This window comes from Streptomyces venezuelae (assembly GCF_008642295.1).
GTDB classification, from domain to species: domain Bacteria; phylum Actinomycetota; class Actinomycetes; order Streptomycetales; family Streptomycetaceae; genus Streptomyces; species Streptomyces venezuelae_C.
In genome coordinates this window covers 3,469,488-3,493,590 of record NZ_CP029190.1, presented here as the reverse complement: position 1 = coordinate 3,493,590, position 24,103 = coordinate 3,469,488, and the positions used below count along the sequence as shown (strand labels likewise).

At 72.3% G+C, this 24,103-nt stretch carries 21 protein-coding genes; 8 read left to right on the top strand and 13 right to left on the bottom strand.

Annotated elements, in window-relative coordinates; all coding sequences use genetic code 11:
• The first annotated feature begins 102 nt into the window (after nucleotides 1-102).
• Both DEJ50_RS15310 and DEJ50_RS15305 read left to right on the top strand, forming a co-directional pair.
• Nucleotides 103-723 carry a DUF47 domain-containing protein gene (locus DEJ50_RS15310; RefSeq protein WP_028797706.1) on the top strand — a complete coding sequence of 207 codons (621 nt, stop codon included), beginning with the start codon at nucleotides 103-105 and terminating at the stop codon, nucleotides 721-723.
• Nucleotides 724-728: 5 nt separating this feature from the next.
• Nucleotides 729-1,727, top strand: coding sequence for an inorganic phosphate transporter (locus tag DEJ50_RS15305; protein WP_150208570.1), 999 nt, complete (start codon nucleotides 729-731; stop codon nucleotides 1,725-1,727).
• Nucleotides 1,728-2,829: 1,102 nt separating this feature from the next.
• Here DEJ50_RS15305 and pstB read toward each other — a convergent pair.
• The 7 genes from pstB to mshD all read right to left on the bottom strand — a co-directional run bounded on the left by pstB (nucleotide 2,830) and on the right by mshD (nucleotide 12,262).
• A complete protein-coding gene (gene pstB / locus DEJ50_RS15300; protein WP_150208569.1) occupies nucleotides 2,830-3,606 on the bottom strand; it encodes a phosphate ABC transporter ATP-binding protein PstB in 777 nt (258 codons plus the stop codon).
• Between the two features lie 26 nt (nucleotides 3,607-3,632).
• Complete coding sequence (pstA, locus tag DEJ50_RS15295; RefSeq protein ID WP_150208568.1) at nucleotides 3,633-4,706, bottom strand: phosphate ABC transporter permease PstA; 1,074 nt, start codon at nucleotides 4,704-4,706, stop codon at nucleotides 3,633-3,635.
• On the bottom strand, nucleotides 4,706-5,698 hold the full coding sequence (gene pstC / locus DEJ50_RS15290; RefSeq protein ID WP_150208567.1) for a phosphate ABC transporter permease subunit PstC: 993 nt from the start codon (nucleotides 5,696-5,698) through the stop codon (nucleotides 4,706-4,708). The genes pstA and pstC overlap by 1 nt, the downstream gene beginning before the upstream one ends.
• Nucleotides 5,699-5,827: 129 nt before the next feature.
• Nucleotides 5,828-6,967, bottom strand: a complete 1,140-nt coding sequence (gene pstS, locus DEJ50_RS15285) for a phosphate ABC transporter substrate-binding protein PstS (protein ID WP_150208566.1) — start codon at nucleotides 6,965-6,967, stop codon at nucleotides 5,828-5,830.
• Between the two features lie 378 nt (nucleotides 6,968-7,345).
• Nucleotides 7,346-8,320 carry a CHAD domain-containing protein gene (locus DEJ50_RS15280; RefSeq protein WP_150208565.1) on the bottom strand — a complete coding sequence of 325 codons (975 nt, stop codon included), beginning with the start codon at nucleotides 8,318-8,320 and terminating at the stop codon, nucleotides 7,346-7,348.
• The gene (locus DEJ50_RS15275; protein ID WP_150208564.1) at nucleotides 8,301-10,532 is read right to left on the bottom strand and encodes an RNA degradosome polyphosphate kinase; all 2,232 of its coding nucleotides are present in this window, start codon (nucleotides 10,530-10,532) and stop codon (nucleotides 8,301-8,303) included. Before DEJ50_RS15275 ends, DEJ50_RS15280 begins: the two co-directional genes overlap by 20 nt.
• A gap of 800 nt (nucleotides 10,533-11,332) precedes the next feature.
• Nucleotides 11,333-12,262 carry a mycothiol synthase gene (mshD, locus tag DEJ50_RS15270; protein WP_150208563.1) on the bottom strand — a complete coding sequence of 310 codons (930 nt, stop codon included), beginning with the start codon at nucleotides 12,260-12,262 and terminating at the stop codon, nucleotides 11,333-11,335.
• A 146-nt stretch (nucleotides 12,263-12,408) separates the two neighbouring features.
• Here mshD and DEJ50_RS15265 point away from each other — a divergent pair, with 146 nt between their 5' ends.
• Genes DEJ50_RS15265 through DEJ50_RS35600 form a run of 3 tightly spaced genes read left to right on the top strand, consistent with a single transcriptional unit; the run spans nucleotide 12,409 to nucleotide 14,932 of the window.
• The gene (locus tag DEJ50_RS15265) at nucleotides 12,409-14,226 is read left to right on the top strand and encodes a bifunctional metallophosphatase/5'-nucleotidase (RefSeq protein ID WP_150208562.1); all 1,818 of its coding nucleotides are present in this window, start codon (nucleotides 12,409-12,411) and stop codon (nucleotides 14,224-14,226) included.
• Between the two features lie 35 nt (nucleotides 14,227-14,261).
• Nucleotides 14,262-14,843, top strand: coding sequence for a hypothetical protein (locus DEJ50_RS15260; protein WP_150208561.1), 582 nt, complete (start codon nucleotides 14,262-14,264; stop codon nucleotides 14,841-14,843).
• A complete protein-coding gene (locus DEJ50_RS35600; RefSeq protein ID WP_411757679.1) occupies nucleotides 14,762-14,932 on the top strand; it encodes an FG-GAP repeat domain-containing protein in 171 nt (56 codons plus the stop codon). Before DEJ50_RS15260 ends, DEJ50_RS35600 begins: the two co-directional genes overlap by 82 nt.
• A 15-nt stretch (nucleotides 14,933-14,947) precedes the next feature.
• On the opposite strand, the gene DEJ50_RS15255 is transcribed toward DEJ50_RS35600, so the two are convergent.
• Nucleotides 14,948-15,784, bottom strand: coding sequence for an alpha/beta fold hydrolase (locus DEJ50_RS15255; protein WP_150208560.1), 837 nt, complete (start codon nucleotides 15,782-15,784; stop codon nucleotides 14,948-14,950).
• A 153-nt stretch (nucleotides 15,785-15,937) separates the two neighbouring features.
• Here DEJ50_RS15255 and DEJ50_RS15250 point away from each other — a divergent pair, with 153 nt between their 5' ends.
• On the top strand, nucleotides 15,938-16,537 hold the full coding sequence (locus DEJ50_RS15250; protein WP_150208559.1) for a TetR/AcrR family transcriptional regulator: 600 nt from the start codon (nucleotides 15,938-15,940) through the stop codon (nucleotides 16,535-16,537).
• A gap of 66 nt (nucleotides 16,538-16,603) precedes the next feature.
• Nucleotides 16,604-17,503 carry a phosphatidylinositol-specific phospholipase C gene (locus tag DEJ50_RS15245; protein WP_150208558.1) on the top strand — a complete coding sequence of 300 codons (900 nt, stop codon included), beginning with the start codon at nucleotides 16,604-16,606 and terminating at the stop codon, nucleotides 17,501-17,503.
• Here DEJ50_RS15245 and DEJ50_RS15240 read toward each other — a convergent pair.
• The 4 genes from DEJ50_RS15240 to DEJ50_RS15225 form a co-directional block, all read right to left on the bottom strand.
• Entirely contained in the window at nucleotides 17,459-18,919 is a 1,461-nt protein-coding gene (locus DEJ50_RS15240) for a sensor histidine kinase (RefSeq protein WP_150208557.1), read from the bottom strand. The two genes, DEJ50_RS15245 and DEJ50_RS15240, sit on opposite strands and share 45 nt — an antisense overlap.
• Nucleotides 18,916-19,656, bottom strand: a complete 741-nt coding sequence (locus DEJ50_RS15235) for a response regulator transcription factor (protein ID WP_150208556.1) — start codon at nucleotides 19,654-19,656, stop codon at nucleotides 18,916-18,918. Before DEJ50_RS15235 ends, DEJ50_RS15240 begins: the two co-directional genes overlap by 4 nt.
• A 125-nt stretch (nucleotides 19,657-19,781) precedes the next feature.
• Nucleotides 19,782-20,894, bottom strand: a complete 1,113-nt coding sequence (locus tag DEJ50_RS15230; RefSeq protein ID WP_150208555.1) for a S1C family serine protease — start codon at nucleotides 20,892-20,894, stop codon at nucleotides 19,782-19,784.
• A 110-nt stretch (nucleotides 20,895-21,004) separates the two neighbouring features.
• Complete coding sequence (locus DEJ50_RS15225; protein ID WP_150208554.1) at nucleotides 21,005-21,832, bottom strand: NAD(P)H-binding protein; 828 nt, start codon at nucleotides 21,830-21,832, stop codon at nucleotides 21,005-21,007.
• Between the two features lie 100 nt (nucleotides 21,833-21,932).
• Between DEJ50_RS15225 and DEJ50_RS15220 the strand changes: the two genes are divergently transcribed.
• Nucleotides 21,933-22,898, top strand: a complete 966-nt coding sequence (locus DEJ50_RS15220) for a helix-turn-helix transcriptional regulator (RefSeq protein WP_150208553.1) — start codon at nucleotides 21,933-21,935, stop codon at nucleotides 22,896-22,898.
• Nucleotides 22,899-23,079: 181 nt separating this feature from the next.
• On the opposite strand, the gene DEJ50_RS15215 is transcribed toward DEJ50_RS15220, so the two are convergent.
• Nucleotides 23,080-24,102 (bottom strand): LacI family DNA-binding transcriptional regulator, encoded by a 1,023-nt coding sequence (locus DEJ50_RS15215; RefSeq protein ID WP_150208552.1) that lies wholly within the window; start codon nucleotides 24,100-24,102, stop codon nucleotides 23,080-23,082.
• Between the last annotated feature and the right edge of the window lies 1 nt (nucleotide 24,103).

The following is a 24,103-nucleotide window of genomic DNA, read 5'->3' as shown; positions in this document are numbered from 1 at the left end:
GATGGAGGACACTGGGGAACCGCCGGAACAGCCGGTTAGCCGTGGCCGGAGGATGCGCCTAGCATCAGCCTGACCGAATCCAATGCACCCCGAGGACCTCACGTGCGATTTCGTCTGACCCCCAGGGAGACGAGCTTCTACGACATGTTTGCCGCATCCGCGGACAACATCGTCACGGGCTCCAAGCTCCTGATGGAACTGCTCGGGGCGGACTCGTCCGCACGGGCCGAGATCGCGGAACGGATGCGGGCGGCGGAGCACGCGGGGGACGACGCGACCCACGCGATCTTCCACCAGCTGAACTCCTCCTTCATCACGCCGTTCGACCGTGAGGACATCTACTCTCTCGCGTCCTCCCTCGACGACATCATGGACTTCATGGAGGAGGCCGTCGACCTGGTCGTCCTCTACAACGTGGAGGAGCTCCCCAAGGGCGTCGAGCAGCAGATCGAGGTGCTGGCCCGGGCGGCCGAGCTGACCGCGGAGGCGATGCCGCACCTGCGGACCATGGACAACCTCACCGAGTACTGGATCGAGGTCAACCGGCTCGAGAACCAGGCCGACCAGATCCACCGCAAGCTGCTCGCGCACCTCTTCAACGGCAAGTACGACGCCATCGAGGTCCTGAAGCTCAAGCAGATCGTGGACGTGCTCGAGGAGGCGGCCGACGCCTTTGAGCACGTGGCGAACACGGTGGAGACCATCGCGGTCAAGGAGTCCTGAACCACGTGGACACCTTTGCGCTGGTCGTGACCATCGGCGTCGCGCTCGGCTTCACCTACACCAACGGTTTCCACGACTCCGCGAACGCCATCGCCACGTCGGTGTCGACGCGGGCGCTGACCCCGCGGGCGGCGCTGGCCATGGCCGCGGTGATGAACCTCGCCGGTGCCTTCCTGGGCAGCGGGGTCGCGAAAACGGTCAGTGAAGGCCTGATCGAGACGCCGCACGGCGCCACGGGCATGTGGATCCTGTTCGCGGCGCTGGTCGGCGCGATCGTCTGGAACCTGATCACCTGGTACTTCGGCCTGCCGTCCTCGTCCTCCCACGCGCTGTTCGGCGGCATGGTGGGAGCGGCGCTGGCGGGTGGCACGGAGGTCATCTGGTCCGGGGTGGTCGACAAGGTCGTCATCCCGATGTTCGTCTCGCCGGTGGTCGGCCTGATCGTCGGCTACCTGGTGATGGTCGTGATCCTGTGGATGTTCCGCCGGACCAACCCGCACAAGGCCAAGCGCGGCTTCCGGATCGCGCAGACGGCGTCGGCGGCGGCGATGGCGCTCGGGCACGGTCTGCAGGATGCGCAGAAGACGATGGGCATCGTGGTGATGGCGCTGGTCATCGCGGATGTCGAGGACTCGGGCGCGCCGATTCCGGTGTGGGTCAAGATCGCCTGTGCGGTGATGCTGTCGCTGGGTACGTACGCGGGTGGCTGGCGCATCATGCGGACCCTGGGCCGGAAGATCATCGAGCTGGACCCGCCGCAGGGTTTCGCGGCGGAGACCACGGGTGCGTCGATCATGTTCGGCTCGGCGTTCCTGTTCCACGCGCCGATCTCGACCACGCATGTGATCACCTCGGCGATCATGGGCGTGGGCGCGACGAAGCGGATCAACGCGGTGCGCTGGGGCGTGGCGAAGAACATCATCATGGGCTGGTTCATCACGATGCCGGCGGCGGCGATGGTGGCGGCGCTGAGCTTCTGGGTAGTCAACCTGGCCTTCGGCTAAAGCGCCGAGCCGCCACACCCCCGCCCGGCCCGCCTCCGCGGGGCTCCACCCCGACCCGGCACCGCGCCGTGCCCCGGCCCCGCCCCGGTTCGCGGGGGCTGTGCCCCGGCCCCGTAGCGGCCTGTGCCCGCTTCCGCGGGGCTCCGCCCCGGGCCCGTACCGGGTTGCGCCCGGGTTCGTGGGGCTCCGTCAGGCCATGCCCCGGCTCCGCCCCGGGCTGTGCCACGGCTCCGCGGGGCTGTGCTCCGGACCCCTGCCGGGCTGCGCCCGGGTTTGCGGGGTTGCGCCGGGCCGTGCCCCGGCCCCGTGCCGGGCTGCGCCCCGGTTCGCGGGGGCTGTGCCCCGGGTTCCTGACCGGCTGCGGCCCGGGTTTGCGGCTGTGCCCCAAACCCCGCCGGGCTGCACCCGGGTTCGCGGGGCTCCGCCCCGGGCCCGTACCGGGTTGCGCCCCGGTTCGCGGGGGCTGCGCCCGGGTTTGTGGGGCTGCGCCCCGGACCTCTCCCGGGCTGCGCCCGGGTTTCGTGGGGCTCCGCCCCGACGTCGGCTGTCTGGCCCCTGCCGGGCTGCGCCCGCCTTCTCGGGGCTGCGCCCCGGGGCCCTGCCGGGCTGCGCCCGGGGCCCGGTTGCGCCGGGCAACATGGGTCCGCACATGCCCGGCAACGGGGCTGCGCCCCAGTCCCGGGGCTCCGCCCCAAACCCTTGCCCGGCTGCGCCGGGCCACGTGGGGCCGGCCCAAGGCCGGCAGCGGGGTTGCGCCCCGGCCCCGTACCGGGGCGCGCCCGCCTTCCCGGGGCTGCGCCCCAAGCCTTTGCCGGGCTGCGCCCGGCCGTGCGGGGCTGCGCCCCAAACCCCCGCCGGGCTGCGCTCCGGCCCCGTACCGGGGCGCGCCCGCCTTCTCGGGGCTGCGCCCCGGGGCCTTGCCGGGCTGTGCCCGGGGCCGCGGGGCTGCGCCCCATCCGCCCGGCCCGGGTGGCCCGGGTGGCCCGGGTGGCCCGGGTGGCCCGGGAAAGAAGGAGGCCGGCTCCCCCCACCCAGGGGGAGCCGGCCGTTTTTCTTTCGCCTGCGGTGGCACCGCCATGCAGCACCGCAGGACGTATCGGGGTTATCCGAAGCGGCCCGAGATGTAGTCCTCGGTGGCCTGCATGGACGGGTTCGAGAAGATCCGCTCCGTGTCGTCGATCTCGATCAGCTTGCCGGGCTGGCCGACCGCCGCGAGGTTGAAGAACGCGGTGCGGTCGGAGACACGGGCCGCCTGCTGCATGTTGTGCGTCACGATGACGATCGTGAAGCGCTCCTTCAGCTCGCCGATCAGGTCCTCGATGGCGAGGGTGGAGATCGGGTCCAGAGCCGAGCAGGGCTCGTCCATCAGCAGCACCTGCGGCTCGACCGCAATCGCGCGGGCGATGCACAGACGCTGCTGCTGGCCGCCGGAGAGGCCGGAGCCGGGCTTGTTCAGGCGGTCCTTGACCTCGTTCCAGAGGTTCGCGCCCTTGAGCGACTTCTCGACGATCGTCTCGAGCTCGCTCTTCTTGAACTTGCCGTTCAGCCGCAGACCCGCCGCCACGTTGTCGAAGATCGACATGGTGGGGAAGGGGTTCGGGCGCTGGAAGACCATGCCGACCGTACGGCGGACCGCGACCGGGTCGACGCCCGCGCCGTACAGGTTTTCGTCGTCCAGGAGGACCTTGCCCTCGACACGGCCGCCGGGGGTGACCTCGTGCATGCGGTTGAGGGTGCGGAGGAAGGTGGACTTGCCGCAGCCGGACGGGCCGATGAAGGCGGTCACGGAGCGGGGCTCCACGGTCATCGAGATGTCGTCGATGGCCTTGTGGGCGCCGTAGAAGGCGGAGAGACCGGAGACGTCGATGCGCTTGGCCATGAGAATCACTGCTCTTTTCGGTGGCCTCAGCGGCCGGTCTTCGGGGCCTTCCAGCGGGCGATGCCGCGGGCCACCAGATTGAGGATCATGACGAAGGCGATCAGGACGAGGGCAGCGGCCCAGGCCCGGTCGTAGGAGGCTTCACTGCCGACCTTGTACTGCTCCCAGATGTACAGCGGGAGCGAGGACTGCGCGCCTTCGAAGGGGTTGCCGTTGATCAGCTGGGCACCGAAGACCAGCAGCATGATCGGCGCGGTCTCACCGGCGATACGGGCCACGGCCAGCATGACGCCGGTCGAGATGCCGCCGATGGCGGTGGGGAGGACCACCTTCAGGATCGTGCGCCACTTCGGCACACCGAGGGCCAGCGATGCCTCGCGCAGCTCGTTCGGGACGAGCTTGAGCATCTCCTCGGTGGAGCGGACCACCACGGGCATCATCAGGATCGACAGGGCCATCGCGCCGGCGAAGCCGGAGGGGCCGAAGCCGAGCGCCAGGTTCCAGGTCGTGAGGATGAACAGACCCGCGACGATCGACGGGATGCCGGTCATGACGTCGACGAAGAAGGTGACGGCCTTGGCGAGGGTGCCCCGGCCGTACTCGACCAGGTAGACGGCGGTCAGCAGGCCGATCGGCGCGGCGATCAGGGTGGCCAGGGCCACCTGCTCGATGGTGCCGAGCAGCGCGTGGTAGACGCCGCCGCCCTCGTCGTAGGCGGTGATGCCGTTCATCGAGTGGCTGAGGAACTCGGGCGTGAGGGCCTTGATGCCGCGGCTGATGGTGACCCAGATCAGCGAGAGCAGCGGGACCACGGCGAGCACGAAGCAGACCCAGACGACGGAGGTCGCGACCCGGTCCTTGGCCTGGCGCCGGTTCTCGATCACCGAGCTGGAGGTGTACGTGATGATCACGAACAGGGCGGCGGCGATCAGGCCCCACTGGACCTTGCTGTCCAGGCCGGCGGCGGCGCCGATGCCCGCGCCCAGGGCGAGGGAGAGGACGGCGATCCCGGCCGGCGCCCAGCGGGGGAGGCCGCCGCGGGTGAGGCTGTCGGAGGAGCGGCCCCGCAGGGGGCTCGGGTCCTGAAGTGCGTGGCTCATCAGGCGTTCGCCCCCGAGAACTCCTTGCGGCGCGCGATGATCAGGCGAGCCGCACCGTTGACCAGCAGGGTGAGCAGGAAGAGGACCAGACCGGACGCGATCAGCGCGTCCCGGCCGAACTCGTTGGCCTCGTCGAACTTCGCGGCGATGTTCTGGGCGAACGTGCCGCCACCCGGATCCAGCAGGTGACCCGAGATGAGGAAGCTCGGGGAGAGGACGGTCGCCACGGCCATGGTCTCGCCGAGGGCGCGGCCGAGGCCGAGCATCGAGGCGGAGATGACGCCGGAGCGGCCGAAGGGCAGTACGGACATCCGGATGACCTCCCACCGGGTCGCGCCGAGGGCCAGGGCGGCCTCCTCGTTCATGCGCGGGACCTGGAGGAAGACCTCGCGGCTGACGCTGGTCACGATCGGCAGGATCATGATCGCGAGCAGGATGCCGACGGTGAAGAGCGAGCGTGCGACGCCGACCTGGGTCTTGTCGAACACGTACGTCCAGCCCAGGTACTCGTCCAGCCACAGGTTGAGGCCGTTGAGCTGCGGGACCAGGAAGAGGGCGCCCCAGATGCCGTAGACGATCGAGGGCACGGCGGCCAGCAGGTCGACCACGTACGCGAGCGGCGAGGCCAGCTTGCGGGGCGCGTAGTGCGAGATGAACAGGGCGATGCCGACAGCGATCGGAACCGCGATGGCCATCGCGATGATCGAGCTGACGACGGTGCCGAAGAGGAGGACGGCGATGCCGAAGACAGGGGGGGTCGCCGAGGCGTTCCAGTCGAAGGTGGTGAGGAAGTTGCCCTCGTTCTCCGACAGCGCGATGGTGGCCCGGTAGGTGAGGAAGACGGCGATCGACGCCATGATCACCAGGAGCAGGATGCCGGAGCCCTTGGAGAGCCCGGCGAAGATCTTGTCACCGGCTCGGCCGGTGGACCTTCCGCTCTGGGGGACAGCGGGCGGAGCCGTGTCTATCTGGGTGGGTGTGGTGGAAGCCATTGTCTTTCCGGTCTGTGTGGGGGCAAGGGCCCCCTGGCGGCGGTGCACCGGATCCCCCCGGGTGGAGGGGGAGGGTCCCGGTTGCCGGCTCCGCCCGGAGTGGGGCGGAGCCGGCAGCAGGGGCGTGACTTAGGACAGCGAGGAGATGACCTCGCGGACCTTGGCGTTGATCTCGGCCGGGATCGGGGCGTAGCCCTTCTCCGAGAGGACCTTCTGGCCCGCGTCCGAGGCGGTGTAGTTCAGGAAGGACTTGACGGTGGGCAGGGTCTCGGCCTTGTTGCCCTTGTCGCAGACGACCTCGTAGGTCACCAGGACGATCGGGTAGGCGCCGTCGGCCTTGGTGGTGTAGTCGAGCTTGAGGGCCAGGTCCTTGCCGGTGCCGGCGATCTTGGCGGCGGCGATGGCCTTGGAGGCGTTCTCGGCGGTCGCCGGGACCGGGGCGGCGGCACCGGTGTTCAGGTCGACCGTCTTGATGCCCTGGGCGGAGGCGTAGGAGAGCTCGAAGTAGCCGATGGCGCCGGCGTTCTGCTTCACCGCGGAGGCGACACCGGAGGAGCCGGAGGCGCCGAGGCCGCCCTGGGCGGGCCACTTCTTGGCGACCTCGTGCGGCCAGGCGTCGCCGGCGGTGGCCTTCAGGTACTTGGCGAGGTTCTCGGTGGTGCCGGAGTCCTCGGAGCGGTGGAAGGCCTGGATGGCGAGGTCGGGCAGCTCAACGCCGGGGTTGAGCTTCTTGATGGCCTCGTCGTTCCACTTCTTGATCTTGTCGTTGAAGATGTTCGCGATGGTGGCCGCGTCCAGGTTCAGCTTGTCCACGCCGGGGACGTTGAAGCCGAGCGCGATCGGGCCGCCGACCATCGGCAGGTTGATGCCCTGGCCGTCCTTGCAGATCTTCTTCGACTCTTCGACCTGCTCGGGCTTGAGCGCCGAGTCCGAGCCGGCGAAGCCGACGGTGCCCTGGGTGAAGGCGACGATGCCCTCGCCGGAGGAGGAGGACTTGTAGTTGACCTCGACGCCCTTGCACGCGGCCATGTAGTTCTTGATCCACAGGTCCACGGCGTTCTTCTGGGCGGAGGAGCCCGAAGCGAGGAGCTTGCCGGTGGCGCCGTCACACTTGATGTCGCCGGCCGCGGCACCGCTGGGGGCGGCGCTGTTCGAGCCGTTGTTCTTCGTGTTGTCGTCCGAGCCGCACGCCGTGAGGACCAGGGCGCCGGACACGACGAGCGCCCCGAGGGCGGAGGCACGAAGCATGTTCTTGCGCTGAAGCTTCACTTTCGGGTGTTCCTTCCAGGAGCCGCCGGCCGCTTTCTGTATCGGGGCGGCGTGCGAAGAGGACTACGTCTGTTGGGCCCGGGGAGTGTCCGCGTCTCGCGGCGGCTCGCACCGTGCACTGCCGAAATTAGGCAGAACAGGTGAAGCGGCCGACGGTCGTGAGTGAACGGATGGTGAACCGTGGCGGACGGCCCGGTGAGTCCGCGGCCCGGTGTGCACAACCGTAAGGCGCCGTTATGCGGCTGTTACCTCGACATCCCGGGATGTATGCCGCCGGGTGGGCCGGGTTCGGCCCGCTCCTGCCCGGCCATCCCCGTACCTATGCGGGGGTGGCCGGTTTTCGCCGTTGCCGGGGCATGTCCGTCCTGGGCGGGGGGCCTACGTGGGGACGACCGCCCGGCCCCAGATCTGCTGGAACGCGAAACGGGAGGCCTCGACCTCGTGCCGCTGGTCGGCATGGAGCACCCCCAGCGCGTACGCGGTCGCCGGAGCGATCCGCGGGGTGCGGGCCGCCGTCGCCGAGGCCGCGGCGGCCTCCGCCGCGTCCCGGTGCCGGTCCAGCGCCTCGCCGGCCGCCGCCAGCCGGGCCACGTCCGCGCCCAGGGCCTCCTGGGCGTACCGGTGGACCCGCAGCAGCCGGCGTACCGAATGCCAGGGCGCGTCCTGGTGCGAGTCGTCGATCAGGGCGTCCGCGTTGTACGGGTGGGACGCCCGGACCAGGGGCAGGCCGGCCAGCGCCACCGCCAGCCGGCTCTCGGTCTGGGCGGCCAGCGGCACCAGGACGTCCGAGGTCCGGCCGGCCGCGGCGATCGGGTCCAGCGGGACCTCCGAGGCCAGCACCGCCACCGCGTCGGCCACCGCGTGGAACCGCGCGGAGCCCAGGGCCTGCAGGGTCGCCGAGTGGGCGCGGGTACGGGCCAGCGTCAGCTGCCGCTCCAGCAGGGCGGCGGCCCGCGCCGAGCCGACCGTCAGCGACCCGCCGACCGAGCCCGAGCCGCGCGGAGCCGGCAGCTCCGGGGAGCCCGACAGCCGGTGCAGCGCGTCCAGCAGCCGGGTCAGCCGGGCCCCGTACGCATGCTCGTCCGCCAGCGTGGCGGACAGCCAGACCAGCTCGGTCCGCAGCCCGTCCGCCCAGGCCGACTCGGTGACCGGCCGGTAGGTGGCCAGTGAACCGCTGATCCGGCGGGCCGCACCGCGCAGGGTGCGGGCCGCCTCCGTCCCCTCGACCGCGTCCGCCCGGCTCTCCTCGTGGAGGCGCAGCCCGCGCAGGAAGGCGGTGGCCTGGGCGCGCAGATAAGCGCCCAGCACCTCCCCGGCCGTGCGTGCGGTCAGGTCATGGTTTTGCTGAGCCACGCCGGCGCCTCCGGGCGTCTATGAGCATCTCCTGTACGTGCCGCAGCGGCTGGCCCTCCGGGTCCGTGCTGTGCCGGGTCCAGTCGCCGTCCGGGCCCAGGTGCCAGGAGGAGGTGGCATCGGACATGCCGGTCTCCAGCATCCGGTCCAGGGCCGCGCGGTGGGCCGGGTCGGCGACCCTGACCAGGGCCTCGATGCGGCGGTCGAGGTTGCGGTGCATCATGTCGGCGCTGCCGAACCACACCTCGGGTTCGCCGCCGTTGCCGAAGGCGAAGATCCGGGAGTGCTCCAGGAAGCGGCCGAGGACCGAGCGGACCCGGATGTTCTCCGAGAGGCCGGGGACCCCGGGGCGGACGGCGCAGATGCCGCGCACCCAGATGTCCACCGGCACCCCGGCCTGGGAGGCCCGGTACAGCGCGTCGATCAGTGCCTCGTCGACGATCGAGTTGACCTTGATCCGGACGTAGGCGGGGCGGCCGGCCCGGTGGTGGGCGGCCTCCTTGTTGATCCGTGCGATCAGCCCGTCGCGGAGGGAGCGGGGTGCGACCAGCAGCCGGCGGTAGGTCTCGCGGCGCGAGTAGCCGGAGAGCCGGTTGAACAGGTCGGACAGGTCCGCGCCGACCTGCGGGTCGGCGGTGAGCAGGCCGAGGTCCTCGTACAGGCGGGCGGTCTTGGGGTGGTAGTTGCCGGTGCCGACGTGGCTGTAGCGGCGCAGGGTCTCGCCCTCCTGGCGGACCACCAGGGACAGCTTGCAGTGCGTCTTGAGCCCGACGAGCCCGTAGACCACATGGCAGCCGGCCTCCTCCAGCTTGCGCGCCCACTTGATGTTGGCCTGCTCGTCGAACCGGGCCTTGATCTCGACCAGGACCAGGACCTGCTTGCCGGACTCGGCGGCGTCGATCAGGGCGTCGACTATCGGGGAGTCGCCGGAGGTCCGGTACAGGGTCTGCTTGATCGCGAGGACGTCCGGGTCACCGGCCGCCTGCTCCAGGAAGGCCTGGACGGAAGTCGAGAAGGAGTCGTACGGGTGGTGCAGCAGTACGTCGCGCTCGCGCAGGGCCGCGAAGATGTCGGGCGCGGAGGCGGACTCGACCTCGGCGAGATCGCGGTGGGTGCCGGCGATGAACTTGGGGTACTTCAGCTCCGGCCGGTCCAGGGAGGCGATGCCGAACAGGCCGGTCAGGTCGAGCGGGCCGGGCAGCGGGTAGACCTCGGCGGCGGAGATCTTCAGTTCCTGGACGAGGAGGTCCAGCACGCCGGGGTCGATGGACTCCTCGACCTCCAGGCGGACCGGCGGGCCGAAGCGGCGCCGCATGAGCTCCTTCTCCAGGGCCTGGAGCAGGTTCTCGGCGTCGTCCTCCTCCACCTCGAGGTCCTCGTTGCGGGTCACCCGGAACATGTGGTGGGCGAGCACCTCCATGCCGGGGAACAGCTCCTCCAGATGCGCGGCGATGACGTCCTCCAGCGGGACGTAGCGCTGCGGGGAGGCCTCCAGGAAGCGGGAGAGGAGCGGGGGGACCTTGACCCGGGCGAAGTGGCGGTGGCCGCTGACCGGGTTCCGGACCACGACCGCGAGGTTCAGGGACAGCCCCGAGATGTACGGGAACGGGTGCGCCGGGTCCACCGCGAGCGGGGTGAGCACCGGGAAGATCTGGTTGCGGAACAGGGTGAAGAGCCGCGCCTGCTCCTTCTCGGTGAGATCGGGCCAGCGGATCAGGTGGATGCCTTCCTCCGCGAGGGCGGGGGAGATGTCCTGCTGGTAGCAGGCGGCATGCCGGGCCATGAGCTCACGGGACCGGGTCCAGATGAGGTCGAGGACCTCGCGGGGCTGCAGGCCGGAGGCGGAGCGGGTGGCCACGCCGGTGGCGATGCGGCGCTTGAGGCCGGCGACGCGCACCATGAAGAACTCGTCGAGGTTGCTCGCGAAGATGGCGAGGAAGTTAGCCCGTTCGAGGAGCGGGGTGGCCGGATCCTCGGCGAGTTCGAGCACCCGCTCGTTGAAGGCGAGCCAGCTGCGCTCCCGGTCGAGGAACCGCCCGGCGGGCAGCTCGCCGGTGTCCCGCTCGTCGAAGGCGTCCGGATCGGCGTCGATCTCGGGCTCCAGATCGGCGTGCGGGCGGTGCGCGGCTATGGAGCCCAGCCGTGTGTTCCGCTCCGCCTGGGAGTGCTGGACAGGGACCTCGGTGGGGCTGGCGCTGGGCTTGTGGCTCATGTCTCCATTCTTCCGCGCACGCGGGAGGACAGGCGCGTCGGACGGGTCGGCCGTCAGTCGAAGTCCGGGCTGCATAAGGGGGAGCGTCGCAAGCGCGCTTGAATGCCCGGTTAATAACGTATGGCTTCCTGGGAGCGGTGGCCTTGACCGGCCGGGATGGCGGTGGGGGGCCCGGCGGGGCGGCGGGGGGCTCGGCGGGGCGGGGCAGGGGTGCTCTACGGTGTTCCGCCGGGGGCGGTCCGGGGCGGGCCGGGCCCCGGGCTCCGCGGTTCCGCGGGCTGCGCGGCTGGGGCGGGGCGGGGTCCGCTGCGCGGAGCTTTGCCCCACCCCGCCCCTTCTCCCCCAGCTACCGCTGGGAGGGGCCCCAGAAACCGGGGCTCTGCCCCGGACCCCGAAGCGGGCCCGGCCCGGGCGGGTGCGCGGCCGGGCCGGGCTGCGCCCCGGCCGTTCCGGAACCGGGCTCCGCCCCGAGCCTCGGCGCGGGTTCGGCCTGGGCGGGAGCGGCCGGGCCGCGGTCCTGGCGCTTGGGGCAGAGCCCCGCCCCTTCCGAACCGGGGCTCCGCCCCGGACCCCGAAGCAGGCCCGGCCGTTCCCGAGCCGGGGCTCTGCCCCGGGATCCGGCGCGGGCTCGCCGCGGGGGGATGCTCAGCGGGAGCGGCCGGGCTGCGCCCCGGCCCTTCGCGAACCGGGGCTCCGGCCCGGGCCTGTGTGGGGGCTCCGGCCGCCCGGGGCCCGGCGCGGGTTCGCCGCGGGCGGGTGTCCGGCGGGGCTGCGCGGTGGCCGGCCCGGCCAGGGGGTGGTCAGCTTTCGGTGCGGTACATCAGGTCCACCTCGTGGGTGGCGAAGCCCAGGTTCTCGTAGACCGCCAGGGCCGCCGGGTTGTCCGCGTCCACGTACAGCATCGCCGTCGGCAGGCCCGCCTCCGCCAGATGACGGAGGCCGATCGCGGTCAGGGCCTTGCCCAGGCCGCCGCCCTGTGCGCCCGGCAGGACGCCGAGCACGTACACCTCGCCCAGCCGCTCCGCCGCGTGCACCTTCGTCCAGTGGAAGCCGACCAGCTCGCCCTCGCGTTCGGCGAGGAAGAAGCCCGCCGGGTCGAACCACGGCTGGGCCATCCGGTCGTCCAGGTCGCGCTGGGTCAGGGCGCCCTGCTCGGGGTGGTGGGCGAAAGCCGCCGCGTTGGCCGTGAGCCAGGCCGCGTCGTCCGCGCCGGGGACGAAGGTGCGGACCGTGACACCCGCCGGGAGGGACGGGACCGGCAGGGCCGGGGCCTCCGGGCCCAGCGGGCGGCGGAGCTGGCGCAGTTCGCGGAACAGGGTCAGCCCGAGCACCTGGGCGAGGTGCCGCGCCGCGGACTTGCCGCCGTGCGCCCACACCCGGATCCGCTTGCCGGTCTCGGCCAGCAGTGCCGAGCCGAGCGCCCGGCCGTGCCCGCGCCCCCGCAGCGCCGGGTGGACGACCAGTTCCGCCGCCGGCGCCTCCACCGGGTCGGTGTCCTCCAGTTGCGCGTACCCGGCCAGCCGGCCGCCCTCGGTGAGGAGCAGGTGCCGGATGCCGGGGCGGCGCCCGCCGCGGAGCTGGAGCCGGCCCTGCTCCGAGACCGCGGTGGTGCCGTCCGTGCGCGCCGCATCCTCGATCAGGCCGAGCACCGCCTCGGCCTGCTCCTCCGTCAGTTCGTCGAACGTCACAATCTGCCGTCCCGGCTCCACGGCCGCTGCTGCGTCAGTCATGCCACGAGCCTACGGCCGTGGCCGGGCCGCCCGTCCGAACCTGCACGTAACCAGCTCGCAACCCGCTACCCCCTGTCGTGCTACGCGCGTTGACCATAGGCTTCGGGCACCTCCCAAGTCGTTTCGCTGTCCGCAAAGGGGAACTGATGTCAGCGACACCACAACGGCACCGCCGAGCCCGCCGGTTGGCCATCGCCGTCCTTGCCGTCTCGGCCGGGGCCGGTTCACTGGTCGCCGCCGCACTGCCGGCCGGAGCCGCAAGTGGTGGCGGTCAGGACAAGAGCAGCACGGTCGACGTGCAGCTGCTGTCCTTCAATGACCTCCACGGCACCCTGGAGCCCCCGCAGGGGTCCTCCGGCACCGTGACCGAGCGTCAGGCCGACGGAACCACCAAGGCGATACCCGCCGGTGGCGTCGAGTACCTGGCGACGAGCCTGCGTGAGGCCCGCAAGGGCAAGCAGTACACCGTCACCGCCGCCGCGGGTGACATGATCGGCGGCAGCCCGATGCTGTCGGGGCTCTTCCACGACGAGCCGTCCATCGAGGCCATGAACAAGATGGGCCTGGACGTCACCAGCGTCGGCAACCACGAGTTCGACGAGGGCCGCAACGAGCTGCGCCGCATGCAGTACGGCGGCTGCCACCCCGTCGAGGGCTGCTACGAGTTCGGGAAGACCTTCGAGGGCTCCCAGTTCAAGTACCTCGCCGCCAACGTCACGGACGACAAGACCAAGCGTCCGCTCCTTTCGCCCACCTTCGTGTGGAAGAAGGGGGATGTGAAGATCGGCTTCATCGGTGTGACCCTCGAGGGCACCCCGGACGTGGTCACCGCCGAGGGCGTCAAGGGCCTCAAGTTCGGTGACGAGGTCGAGACGATCAACAAGTACGCCGCGGAACTCAACCGGCAGGGCGTCAAGTCGATCGTCGCGCTGATCCACGAGGGCGGCCTGCCGGCCAGCGGCGCGTACAACTACGACTGCAACGTCCCGGGTGCGGGCGCCGGCATCTCCGGTGCCATCGTCGACATCGCGAAGAACGTGGACCCGAAGGTCGACGCGCTGGTGACCGGCCACACCCACCAGGCGTACGCCTGCAACATCCCGGACCCGGCGGGCAACCCGCGTACGGTCACCTCGGCCGCCTCCATCGGCCGGCTGTACACGGAAACCACGCTGACCTACGACCGCAAGACCAAGGACGTCGTCCGCACGGCGGTCAAGTCGCCGTCGGCGGCCAACCACGTGGTGCACCGGGACCAGCCCAAGGCCCCGGACATGACCGAGCTGATCGGCCGCTGGAACGCGCTGGCCGCGCCGATCGCGAACCGTCCGCAGGGCTTCATCTCCGCGGACATCCAGGGCCGCGGCTCGGCGGAGTACGAGAAGCCGCTCGGCAGCCTGATCGCCGACGCTCAGCTTGAGGCGCTCGCCCCGGCCGACAAGGGCGGCGCGCAGCTGGCCCTGATGAACCCGGGCGGCATCCGCTCGGACCTGGCGTACAAGGCGGCCGGGGCCGAGGGCGACGGCGTGGTGACCTACGGCGAGGCCTTCACGGTGCAGCCGTTCACCAACATGATGAACGTGGTGGACCTGACCGGAGCCCAGCTGATCACCACGCTCCAGCAGCAGGTCAGCGGGCCGGTGAACGGGGTCAACCCGAAGATCCTCCAGGTGTCGAAGGGCTTCACCTACACCCTCGACATGACGAAGGCCGGCGCGGACCGGATCGTGGCCGACTCGGTGAAGCTGAACGGCCAGGCGATCGACCCGGCGAAGACCTACCGGGTCGCGATGAACGAGTTCCTGGCGGGCGGCGGTGACGGCTTCACCGTCCTGAAGGAGCACAAGAACAAGCTGGTGGGCGCGTCCGACCTGGACGTCTTCAACGCCTACCTGGGCAAGAACTCCTCGGAGACCAGCCCGATCGCGCCGCCGGCGGCCGGCCGGATCACCGTCATCAAGTAGGACGGACCCGTAGAAAAAGCGTTCCCGGAGGGGCGGTGGACCGGTTGGTCCGCCGCCCCTCCGGCGTTCGGTCCTGGCAGGGCGGCCAGAGGGTGGTCCGGATCCGTCCGGCGGGCTCCGGCAGCTGGCAGCAGGCGGCCGGGCTGGGCCCCGGTCGGCTCCACCGCACGGAGGACGGCGCGCTGACCCTGCTGTGGTCGGAGCCGGCCGCGGCGGGCGGCGGGCAGTCGACGGTGAAGCCGGCCCGGCTGGCCGCCGGCGCGACCGCCTGCGGTGCCGCCCAGGAGGTCGTCACGACCGCCCTCGGCGGTGGGCTGACGTTCGCGGGCAATGCGGCCGGCCGTCAGGTCGTGGCGTGGATGGCCGCGGACCGCCGGCTGACCGTCGTGGAGCGGTCCGGCGCGCAGGGCGCCTGGACGGCCCCGGTGGAGCTCGACCGGCTGCCGGAGCCGATCGGCCGGCCCGACAACGTCTGCGACTACCGGCTCACCGAGCTGCGGGCCGCGGTGGCCGTCGACGGTGCCACCGCGCTGATCTGGGCGTCGGCGCCGGTGACGTCAACGGCGACGGCAAGCAGGACCTGGTCTCCCTGGACACCTCCAACCGGCTCTGGCTGAACGCGGGGAAGGGCACCGGCGGCTTCGCCAACCGGGTCGACACCCTCCAGTCGGCCGCCCCCTGGCAGCACTGGGCGTCGATCGGCTGATCCGCCGTCGGCTGATCAGAGCGTGTTCAGGAAGCCGCCGACCGCCGCGGCCAGGCCGGCCGGGTCCTCGACCGGGACCACGTGCCCGGTGTCCAGACCGGCGTACGAGGTCTTCGGGCGCGCGGTCGCCATCGCATCGGCCAGCTCCTGCGTGAGCGCGTCGCTCCGCCGGCCGTGGACGAGCAGGGCCGGGCAGGAACTGCCCAGCCAGGCCTGCCAGTGGTCGCCGCGGGCCGCCGCGATGGTGTCCAGGGTGTCCTGGGGGTGGAACGGCAGTCGCCAGCCGGTGCCGTCGGGCAGCGGGCGCAGTGCGGGGGCGACCATCGGGCCCCAGGCGCCGCAGGCGGCGACGAGCTCCTCCCGGGTGGCGGCGGTGTAGGGGAAGCCGGTGAGGAAGCCCATCGGGTTCGGCGCGTCCTCCGGGAAGAGGACCCCGGCGTCGATGTTGACCAGGGCGGAGACCAGGTCGGGGCGCTCGGCGGCGAGGTGGACGGCGTTCAGGGCGCCGAGGGAGTGGCCGAGCACCGGGAGCGGGCCGAGGCCGAGGTGTCCGAGCAGGGCCACGAGGTCGGCGAGGTAGCCGGCCCGGTCGTAGGCGGCGGCCCGGTCGGAGTCGCCGTGGCCGCGCTGGTCGGGGGCGATGACCCGCCATTCCGCGCCGAGCCGGCCGGCGAGGTCGGCGTAGATCAGGCCCTCGGAGAGGCCGCCGTGCAGGGCGAGCAGCGGGCGGCCGGGGCCGCCGAAGTCCAGGTAGGAGAGCGCCCGGCCGTCGATGGTGAGGGTGTGGCGGAGGCGGGCGGAGTCGGCGGCTGCCGCGATGGCCGCGTCGCGGACCCGGTCGGTTCCGGTCATGACGGTGATCTCCCCTCGTCGGCCGGCGGGCGGACTGCCTCGGCCGGTCCCCGTCACCGTAGAAGATCTTTGCTCGCTTGCGCAATACCGTCGTATAGATCATCCGATCTATACGGGCGTATGGATCAGATCGGCTGGGCATACGATCCCGGCATGGGAAATCGTGAGGATCTGCTGGCCGGGGCGCGTCGCTGCCTGGAGGAGAAGGGGTACCTGCGGACGACCGTCCGGGACATCGCCGCCGCGGCCGGGGTCAGCAGTGCCGCCATCGGCTACCACTTCGGGTCCCGCGAGGTGCTGCTCGACCAGGCGCTGTTCGCCGCGCTCGACGAGTGGGGCGCGGAGGTCGGCAGCCTGACCGGGGTGGGGGACAGTGCGGAGGAGCGGTACGCCGACGTGTGGACCCGCAAGGTCCGCTCCTTCACCGAGCAGCGCTGGCTGTGGACCGCCTCGGTCGAGGCCTTTGTGCACGCCCAGACCTCGCCCGCGCTTCTCGCGGCGCTGGCAGCCGGGCAGCGCGCCAGCCGCCGGCAGATCGCCGCGCAGCTGCGCGGGGTGCCGGAGTCGGAGGTGGCCGAGGCCGATGTGCGCGGGCTCGGTTCGGTGCAGATGGCGCTGCTGACCGGGGTGATGACGCAGTGGCTGACCGATCCGGAGCAGGCCCCCAGTGGGCGGGATCTGGTGGCCGGACTGCGCGGGCTGGCCGATCTGCTGGAGGGCTCCGGGCCTCAACTCGGCGCTACCGATGGGTAGTTATTCCTGACCTGTGCACGCCATAATCCGGCTGACGCGGCAGCCGGCGAAGGGGCGGGCACGGGCATGGCACTGGACAGGCGGACCTTTCTGGTCGGCGCACTGACGGCGGGCACCGCCATCGCCGGACTCGGGGCGGCCACCGCCCCGGCGACCGCGGCAGCGCTCGGCACCCGGGACTGGATGGCGGCGCTCCCCGACGGCACCGCCCTGCAGCGGATGACCATCCCCGGCACCCACGACTCCGGCGCACTCCACGGCGGCCTGTACGTGGCCTGCCAGAACATCGGCATCGGCCCGCAGCTCGAGGCCGGAATCCGCTTCCTGGACGTCCGCTGCCGGGTGACCGGCGGCTCCTTCGCCATCCACCACGGGTCCTTCTACCAGCACCTGATGTTCGGAGACGTGCTCGTCTCCTGCGCCGGCTTCCTGGCCACCCACCCCACCGAGACCATCCTCATGCGGGTCAAGCAGGAGTACTCGGGCGAGAGCGACGCCACCTTCCGCGCCGTCTTCGACGACTACCTGGACCGCCGTGGCTGGCGCGGGCTTTTCCACATCGCCTCCGCCCTGCCGGCCCTCGGCCAGGCCCGCGGCAAGGTGGTCCTGCTCGCCGACAACGGCGGACTGCCGGGCATCCGCTACGGCGACGGCACCCACTTCGACATCCAGGACGACTGGAACGCCGAGCCCTTCGCCAAGCGCGGGAAGATCGAGAACCACTTCCGCAAGGCCGTCCAGCAGCCCGGCAAGCTGTTCGTCAACTACGTCTCCACGTCCGCCTACATGCCGCCGCGCTGGAACGCCGACCGCCTCAACCCGCAGATCCACTCCTTCGTGGCCGGCGCCGAGATGGCCGGCCGGACCGGTCTCGGGGTCGTCCCCATGGACTTCCCCAACACCCGCGGCGGCTTCATCGAGTCACTGCTCGCCCACAACCCACTGCCCGCCCGCAAGACCGTCTGAGGGGGTCCCGGGCGGCGGGGTGGGCGCACCCGGAATGCGGAGCACCGCCTCCGTGCCCGGACCGCCGTCGGCCGCCGCCCGCAGCTCGGCCGTACCGCCCGCCCGGCGGACCGTACGGTCCACGATCGACAGACCGAGTCCGCTGCCGGGCAGCGCCCGGGCGGTGGGCGAGCGCCAGAACCGCTCGAACACATGCGGAAGTTCCTCGGCCGGAATACCCGGACCGTGATCGCGTACGGTCAGCTCGCCGGCCCGCAGCGCCACCTCGACCGAACCGCCCGGCGGGCTGAACTTCACCGCGTTGTCGAGCACGTTCATCACCGCCCGCTCCAGCGCGGCGGCCTCGCCCCGTACGTACCAGGGCCGGATGTCGGAGCCGAAGACCAGCTCCGGCCCGCGCAGCCGGGCCCGGGACAGCGCGGTCTCGGCGATCTCGTGCAGCGCCACCACCTGGAGCGGCCCGGGCACGGCCGCGTCCGGCCGGGACAGCTCCTGGAGGTCCCCGATCAGCGAGGCCAGTTCGGTCATCTGCGCCTTCACCGAGGCCAGCAGCTCCCGCCGGTCCTGGGGCGGGATGGCCCGGCCGGTGTCCTCACTCCGGGCGAGCAGCTCGATGTTCGTCCGCAGCGAGGTCAGCGGGGTACGGAGCTCGTGCCCGGCATCGGCGATGAGCTGCGCCTGCCGGTCCCGGGAGGAGGCCAGGGCCGCGGTCATCGAGTTGAAGGAACGGGAGAGCCGGGCGATCTCGTCATCGCCCTCTTCCGGAATCCGTACGGTCAGGTCCTCGGTCCGGGCGATGTGCTCGACGGCCCCGGTCAGCTCGTCCACGGGCCGCAGGCCGGTCCGCGCGACGACCAGCCCGGCGGCCCCGGCCCCGACTGCGCCGATACCGCTGACCAGCAGGAGCACCCAGGCCAGGGTGGAGAGCGGCTTGTCGATGTCGGCCAGCGGCTTGGCCACGGCCAGCGCGACCCGCTGGGTGTCGACGAGCGCCGGCTGGCTGTAGACCCGTACCCGGTCCCCGTCGAGGGTCGTGGAGTCGTACATCGTCGCCCCGCGCTCCCCGCTCGCGATCTCCCGCTCGATCCGGGTCACCGGGAGGGTGTCCCGGCCGTCCAGCCAGCAGTGGCCGCCGTCGGCCAGGTTGACCTGCACGATCGCATTGAGGTTGCTGACGAACTGGCCGCCCCCGACCGGCGGGCTGGACAGGCAGCCCACCCGCAGCACCTTGGCCTGGTCCCGGGCGTCGGTGGAGCGCAGCGAGGCGTCGAGCTGGTCGCGGAGCTGGGTGCGGACCATGAACCAGGCGACCGTGGCGACGGCCGCCACGGCCACCGCCACGGCCACCGCCACCAGCAGCGCCAGCCGGCCGCGCAACGGCAGCGCCCGGAACCTGGCCACCGGGCCCGCGCTCACTCGGGGGTCCCGCTCTCGCCGGCCCGCAGGACGTAACCCACCCCGCGCACCGTGTGGACCAGCCGCGGCTCACCGCCCGCCTCGGTCTTCCGGCGCAGGTACATCACGTACACGTCGAGGGAGTTGGAGCTGGGCTCGAAGTCGAAGCCCCAGACGGTCTTGAGGATCTGCTCGCGGGTCAGGACCTGGCGGGGGTGCGCGAGGAACATCTCCAGCAGGGTGAACTCGGTGCGGGTCAGCTCCACCGGGCGGCCGTTCCGGGTGACCTCGCGGGTGGCGAGGTCCATCCGGAGGTCGCCGAAGGCCATGCTGTCCTCGGCGGGCGCGGCGGCGGCTGCGGTACGGGCCGCGTAGGCGCTGCGCCGCAGCAGGGCGCGGACCCGGGCGAAGAGCTCGTCCAGCTCGAAGGGCTTGACCAGGTAGTCGTCGGCGCCGGCGTCGAGGCCGCTGACGCGGTCGCCGACGGTGTCGCGGGCGGTCAGCATCAGGATCGGGGTGACCGAACCGGCGGCGCGCAGCCGGCGGGCGGCGGTCAGGCCGTCCATACGGGGCATCTGGATGTCGAGCACGATCAGGTCCGGTTCGTACGCGGCTGTCTTGTCGAGGGCGTCGAGGCCGTCGACGGCGGTTTCGGTGCCGTACCCCTCGAAGGCGAGGCTGCGGCGCAGGGCCTCCCGGACGGCGGGTTCGTCGTCGACGATGAGGACCCGCTGCGGGTCGCCTTCGGCGGGATTCACGGTGGCCCCCTGTACATGGCGTGGTCGGGCGGACGGGCGGACGGGCGGGGCGGCGGCTGCCGCCCGTTCCAGCGTCGCACGCCGCCCGGACACCCCCGGGAAGGCGGTGTCCGGGGGATCACCCCCTAGAAGGCGGTGTCCCAGCCCGTCGAGCCGGAGCCCGGGCCGCGGTCCGACGAGCCGGTGCCCGTTCCGCCGGGCCCGCCCGCTCGCAGCGAGTCCAGGTCGGCCTTGATCGTATTGACCGGGATGGCGAAGCCGAGGCCGACGCTGCCGGCCTTGGAGCCGTCGCCGGCCGGCGAGTAGATCGCCGAGGGCATCCCCACGATCTCGCCGTTCATGTTGACCAGCGCGCCCCCGGAGTTGCCCGGGTTGAGCGAGGCGTCGGTCTGGATCGCCTTGTACGAGGTGGTGTTGCTGCCCGTGTCGCCGTTGAACTGTTGCCCCTCGAAGGAGAAGGGCCAGCCGCCCCGCGGCTGCTGCTGCGGGGTCTCCGACTTGGGCACGTTCACCTGGCGGTCCAGGGCCGAGACGATGCCGCGGGTGACGGTGCCGGTCAGCTGGTCGGGGGAGCCGATGGCGACGACCTCCTCGCCGACCTTGAGGCGGTCGGAGTCGCCCAGCTTGGCCGGCTTGAGCCCGCTCGCACCCTCCAGCTTGATCAGCGCCAGGTCCTTGTCCGGGTCGGTGCCGACGGTCTTGGCCCGGTACTTCTTGCCGTCGCTCATCGTCACCTGGATCTCGGAGGCCCCGTTGATCACATGGTTGTTGGTGGCGATCTCACCGTCGGAGGTGAGGACGATGCCGGAGCCGGTGCCCTGGCCGTTCCCGGTGCGGGTGTCGATCCGTACGACGGAGGGGCTGACCTGCTCGGCGACGCCCGAGACGGTGCCGTTCGAGGACTGGGAGATGGGGCTCCCGGCGAAACCGCCGCCGGAGCCGGAGCCGCCGTTCGTCAACTGCTGCACGGCCGCGGCGGTGCCGCCGCCGACCAGCGCGGCGACGATGGCCACGGCCGCCAGCAGGGCGACCGGCTTCTTGGCGCGGGCGTGCGAGGTGTGCGGGGCGGGCTCGGCGGGGCCGGCGGGTGCGGGCTCGCCCGCGATGACCGGCTGGTGCGCCTCGTGCCAGCCGGGGGCGGCCGGCGGGGTGGTGGGCGGCGGCGGGTACCAGCCGCCGGGCTGGGACGGGCGGTTCTCCTCGTGGTACTCGCCTTCGCGGCGGTGGCTCTCGGTCATGACCACGACTCTGGTGGCCGATGATGAGAACTCTCTGAGCGCAGACTGAGAAGCCCGACAGAACCGCGTATGCCCCATATAAGCGAGCCGCTTCGGCCGGTGAAGGCCCGTCAGCGGAAGATAGCCGCGTTCCGGGCCGCCCACCCCGCGAACGACCCTGCCGGGCGGCCGAGCAGCCGCTCCACATCGGGGCTCACCTCCCGCTCCTGCGCGGACGGCTCGCCCAGTACCGACAGCGTGCCCTCGGCCACCACCGCCGGCATCACGTGCAGCAGCTGCGCCCGGGCCGCCTCTCGGCTCAGCTCCTCGAACCGCACCGGCTCGCCCACGGCCTCCCCGAGGGCCCGGGCCTGCTCCCTCGGCGTGATGGCCTCCGGTCCGGTGAGGACGTACGTACGACCGGCATGGCGGCGGCGGTCGCGCAGTACGGTCGCCGCCACCGCCGCGATGTCGGCCGGGTCGACGACCGGCAGTCCGACGTCGCCGAAGGGCGCGGCGACCGTGCGCCGGGCGCGGACCTGCTCCGCCCACAGGCCGGCATTGGAGGCGAAGCCGGCCGGGTGCAGCACCGTCCAGTCCAGCCCGGACCCGCGCACCGCCTCTTCGAAGGCGCGGAGGGGGGCGTGCGAGGAGGAGTCCGGCCGGGTGCCGGTGAGCTGCGAGGACTGGAGCACCACGTGCCGTACGCCACCGGCCTTGGCGGTGTCCAGGATCCCCTGCGGGTCCAGGTCCTGGCCGCAGCCGGCGACGATCACGTACAGCGCGTCGGCGCCGTCGAGTACGGGGCGCAGGGTGCCGGGGTCGGCGAGGTCGGCGACCCGGTGGTGCGGGGAGCCGGTGGCGGTGCGGGAGACGGCGGTGACCCGTTCGCCGGCGGCGGTCAGGGTGGTGACGAGCGGGCGGCCCACGTTTCCGGTGGCCCCGGTGATCACGATCATGTCGGTTTCCTTTGCCTGCTGGCTCGTTCCTTGGCGACGCCCCCACTCTCCGGGCTGAAGTGGCCATCTTCTGGCCTGTTTTCCGGCGAGGATGACCGGCATGCGTGCTGATCGACTGGTGGCGGCCCTGCTGTTCCTGCAGACGCGCGGACGGGTGACGGTGGCCGAGGTGGCGGCCGAGCTGGAGGTGTCCGAGCGGACTGCGCGCCGGGACCTGGAGGCGCTGGGGGCGGCGGGCATTCCGGTGTACGCGACCCGCGGGCGGGGCGGCGGCTGGGAGCTGGTCGGCGGTGCCAGGACCGATCTGACCGGGCTGACGGAGGCGGAGATCCGGGCGCTGTTCCTGGTCACCGGCCCGTGGGCGGCTTCGCCCGAACTGCGGACGGCGCTCCGCAAACTGGTCCGGGCCCTGCCGGCGCCGCTGCGGGCGGGCGCGGAGGCGGCATCGCGGGCGGAGCTCGGCGACGCCACGGACTGGTCGGGCGGCCGGGCGGCCCTGGCTCCGGCTCCGGCTTCGGCTTCGGCTTCGGTGGTGGAGCGTGCGGTGGTGGACGGGGTGCGGCTCCGCCTGGGCCATGCGCGGCCGGGTGAGCCGGTCGGGGTGCGGACGGTGGATCCGCTGGGCCTGGTCTCGAAGGCGGGGGCGCGCTATCTGGTGGCGGGGACGGACCGGGGGCTGCGGATGTTCCGGCTCGACCGGATCGCCTCGGCCGAGCCGACCGGCGAGCCGGTGGACCGGCCGGAGGGCTTCGACCTCGCGGTCGCCTGGCGGGAGCTGGCGGGGCGGATGGAGGAGCGGCTGGGGGCTGCGACGGTGCGGGGGCGGGCGGAGCCGGGCGTGGAGGGGCTGCTGCGGAGGCTGTTCGGGAGCCGGGTGCGGATCGCTCCGGGGGAGGGGCGGCTGTCCATCGAGGTGGAGGTGGACGGCCCGTCACCGGAGGTGGTGGCCGCACAGCTGGCGGGTCTGGGGGCGAGGTTCGAGATCCTGGAACCCCCGTCCGCCCGCACCCACCTGGCCACCTTGGCCGCAGCCCTCACCACCCTCTACGGCCCACCACCGCCCTAGCCGACCCCGCGCCTGAGGGCGCCAGGGGCTCCGCCCCTCGGGCCGGGGCACCGGGCAGGGCGTGGGGCGGGGCCCCGGTTTCTGGGGGCACCTCCCAGCGGTAGCTGGGGGAGAAGGGGCGGGGTGGGGGAAGGCACCGCGCAGCGGACCGGCCCGGGTTGGCGCGGCCCCCCGGGGGCCGTTAGGCGCAGCCGCAGCTGCGGCGGATGACCAGGGCCGACGGGAACTGCTTCAGGCGTTCCCGCCGCGACCCCGCCACCCGCAGCGCATCGTCCAGCACCAGGTCCACCGCCGCCCGCGCCATCGCCGGCCGGTCCGAGGCGATGGTCGTCAGCGGCGGATCGGTCAGCGCCGCTTCCTTCACGTCGTCGAAGCCCGCCACCGCCAGCTCCGTCGGCACGTCGATGCGCAGCTCCCGCGCCGCCCGCAGCACCCCGATCGCCTGGTCGTCCGTCGCACAGAAGATCGCCGTCGGCCGGTCGGGCCGCGCCAGCACCTCCAGGGCGACGCGGTACGCGTCGTACCGGTTGTACGGGGCCTCGATCAGCCGGCCCTCGACCGACCGCCCGGACTCCACCATGGCCCGCCGCCAGCCCTCGACGTGGTCGGCGACCGGGTCGCCCACCGACGGGGTGTTCTCGATGCCGCCGATGCAGGCGACGTATGCGTGCCCGTGCTCCAGCAGGTGCCGGGTGGCCAACTGTGCGCCCCCGATGTCGTCCGTCACCACCGCGACGTCGTCGATCGCCTCCGGGCGCTCGTGCAGCAGCACCACCCGCGCGTCCCACGCCTCGATCTCCGACGCGGCCTGCTCGCTCATGCCCTGGCTGACCAGGATCAGGCCGGAGACCCGCATCCCGAGGAAGGCCCGCAGGTAGTGGACCTCGCGCTCGGTCCGGTAGTCGGAGTTGCCGACCAGCACCATCTTTCCGCGCTCGGCGGCGGCCTGCTCGACCGCGTGCGCCATCTCCGCGAAGAACGGCTGCCGCGCATCGGGGACGATCATGCCTATGAGGTCGGTGCGCCGCGAGGCCATCGCCTGGGCGACCCGGTCGGGCCGGTACCCCAGCTCCTTGATGGCTGCGAGGACACGCTCGCGCGTGGCCGGGGCGACCGGCCTGGGTCCGTTGTTGATGACATACGAAACGACCGCGGTAGAGGTACCCGCCAGTCGTGCTACGTCATCCCGCGTCACCTTGGCCACG

What these genes read in the sequence shown, in the direction of transcription:
- pstB (WP_150208569.1), bottom strand. Translation starts at nt 3,606, where the DNA reads ATGGCCAAGCGCATCGACGTCTCCGGTCTCTCCGCCTTCTACGGCGCC.
- pstA (WP_150208568.1), bottom strand. Translation starts at nt 4,706, where the DNA reads ATGAGCCACGCACTTCAGGACCCGAGCCCCCTGCGGGGCCGCTCCTCC.
- pstC (WP_150208567.1), bottom strand. Translation starts at nt 5,698, where the DNA reads ATGGCTTCCACCACACCCACCCAGATAGACACGGCTCCGCCCGCTGTC.
- DEJ50_RS15275 (WP_150208564.1), bottom strand. Translation starts at nt 10,532, where the DNA reads ATGAGCCACAAGCCCAGCGCCAGCCCCACCGAGGTCCCTGTCCAGCAC.
- mshD (WP_150208563.1), bottom strand. Translation starts at nt 12,262, where the DNA reads ATGACTGACGCAGCAGCGGCCGTGGAGCCGGGACGGCAGATTGTGACG.
- DEJ50_RS15265 (WP_150208562.1), top strand. Translation starts at nt 12,409, where the DNA reads ATGTCAGCGACACCACAACGGCACCGCCGAGCCCGCCGGTTGGCCATC.
- DEJ50_RS15255 (WP_150208560.1), bottom strand. Translation starts at nt 15,784, where the DNA reads ATGACCGGAACCGACCGGGTCCGCGACGCGGCCATCGCGGCAGCCGCC.
- DEJ50_RS15250 (WP_150208559.1), top strand. Translation starts at nt 15,938, where the DNA reads ATGGGAAATCGTGAGGATCTGCTGGCCGGGGCGCGTCGCTGCCTGGAG.
- DEJ50_RS15245 (WP_150208558.1), top strand. Translation starts at nt 16,604, where the DNA reads ATGGCACTGGACAGGCGGACCTTTCTGGTCGGCGCACTGACGGCGGGC.
- DEJ50_RS15230 (WP_150208555.1), bottom strand. Translation starts at nt 20,894, where the DNA reads ATGACCGAGAGCCACCGCCGCGAAGGCGAGTACCACGAGGAGAACCGC.
- DEJ50_RS15225 (WP_150208554.1), bottom strand. Translation starts at nt 21,832, where the DNA reads ATGATCGTGATCACCGGGGCCACCGGAAACGTGGGCCGCCCGCTCGTC.
- DEJ50_RS15220 (WP_150208553.1), top strand. Translation starts at nt 21,933, where the DNA reads ATGCGTGCTGATCGACTGGTGGCGGCCCTGCTGTTCCTGCAGACGCGC.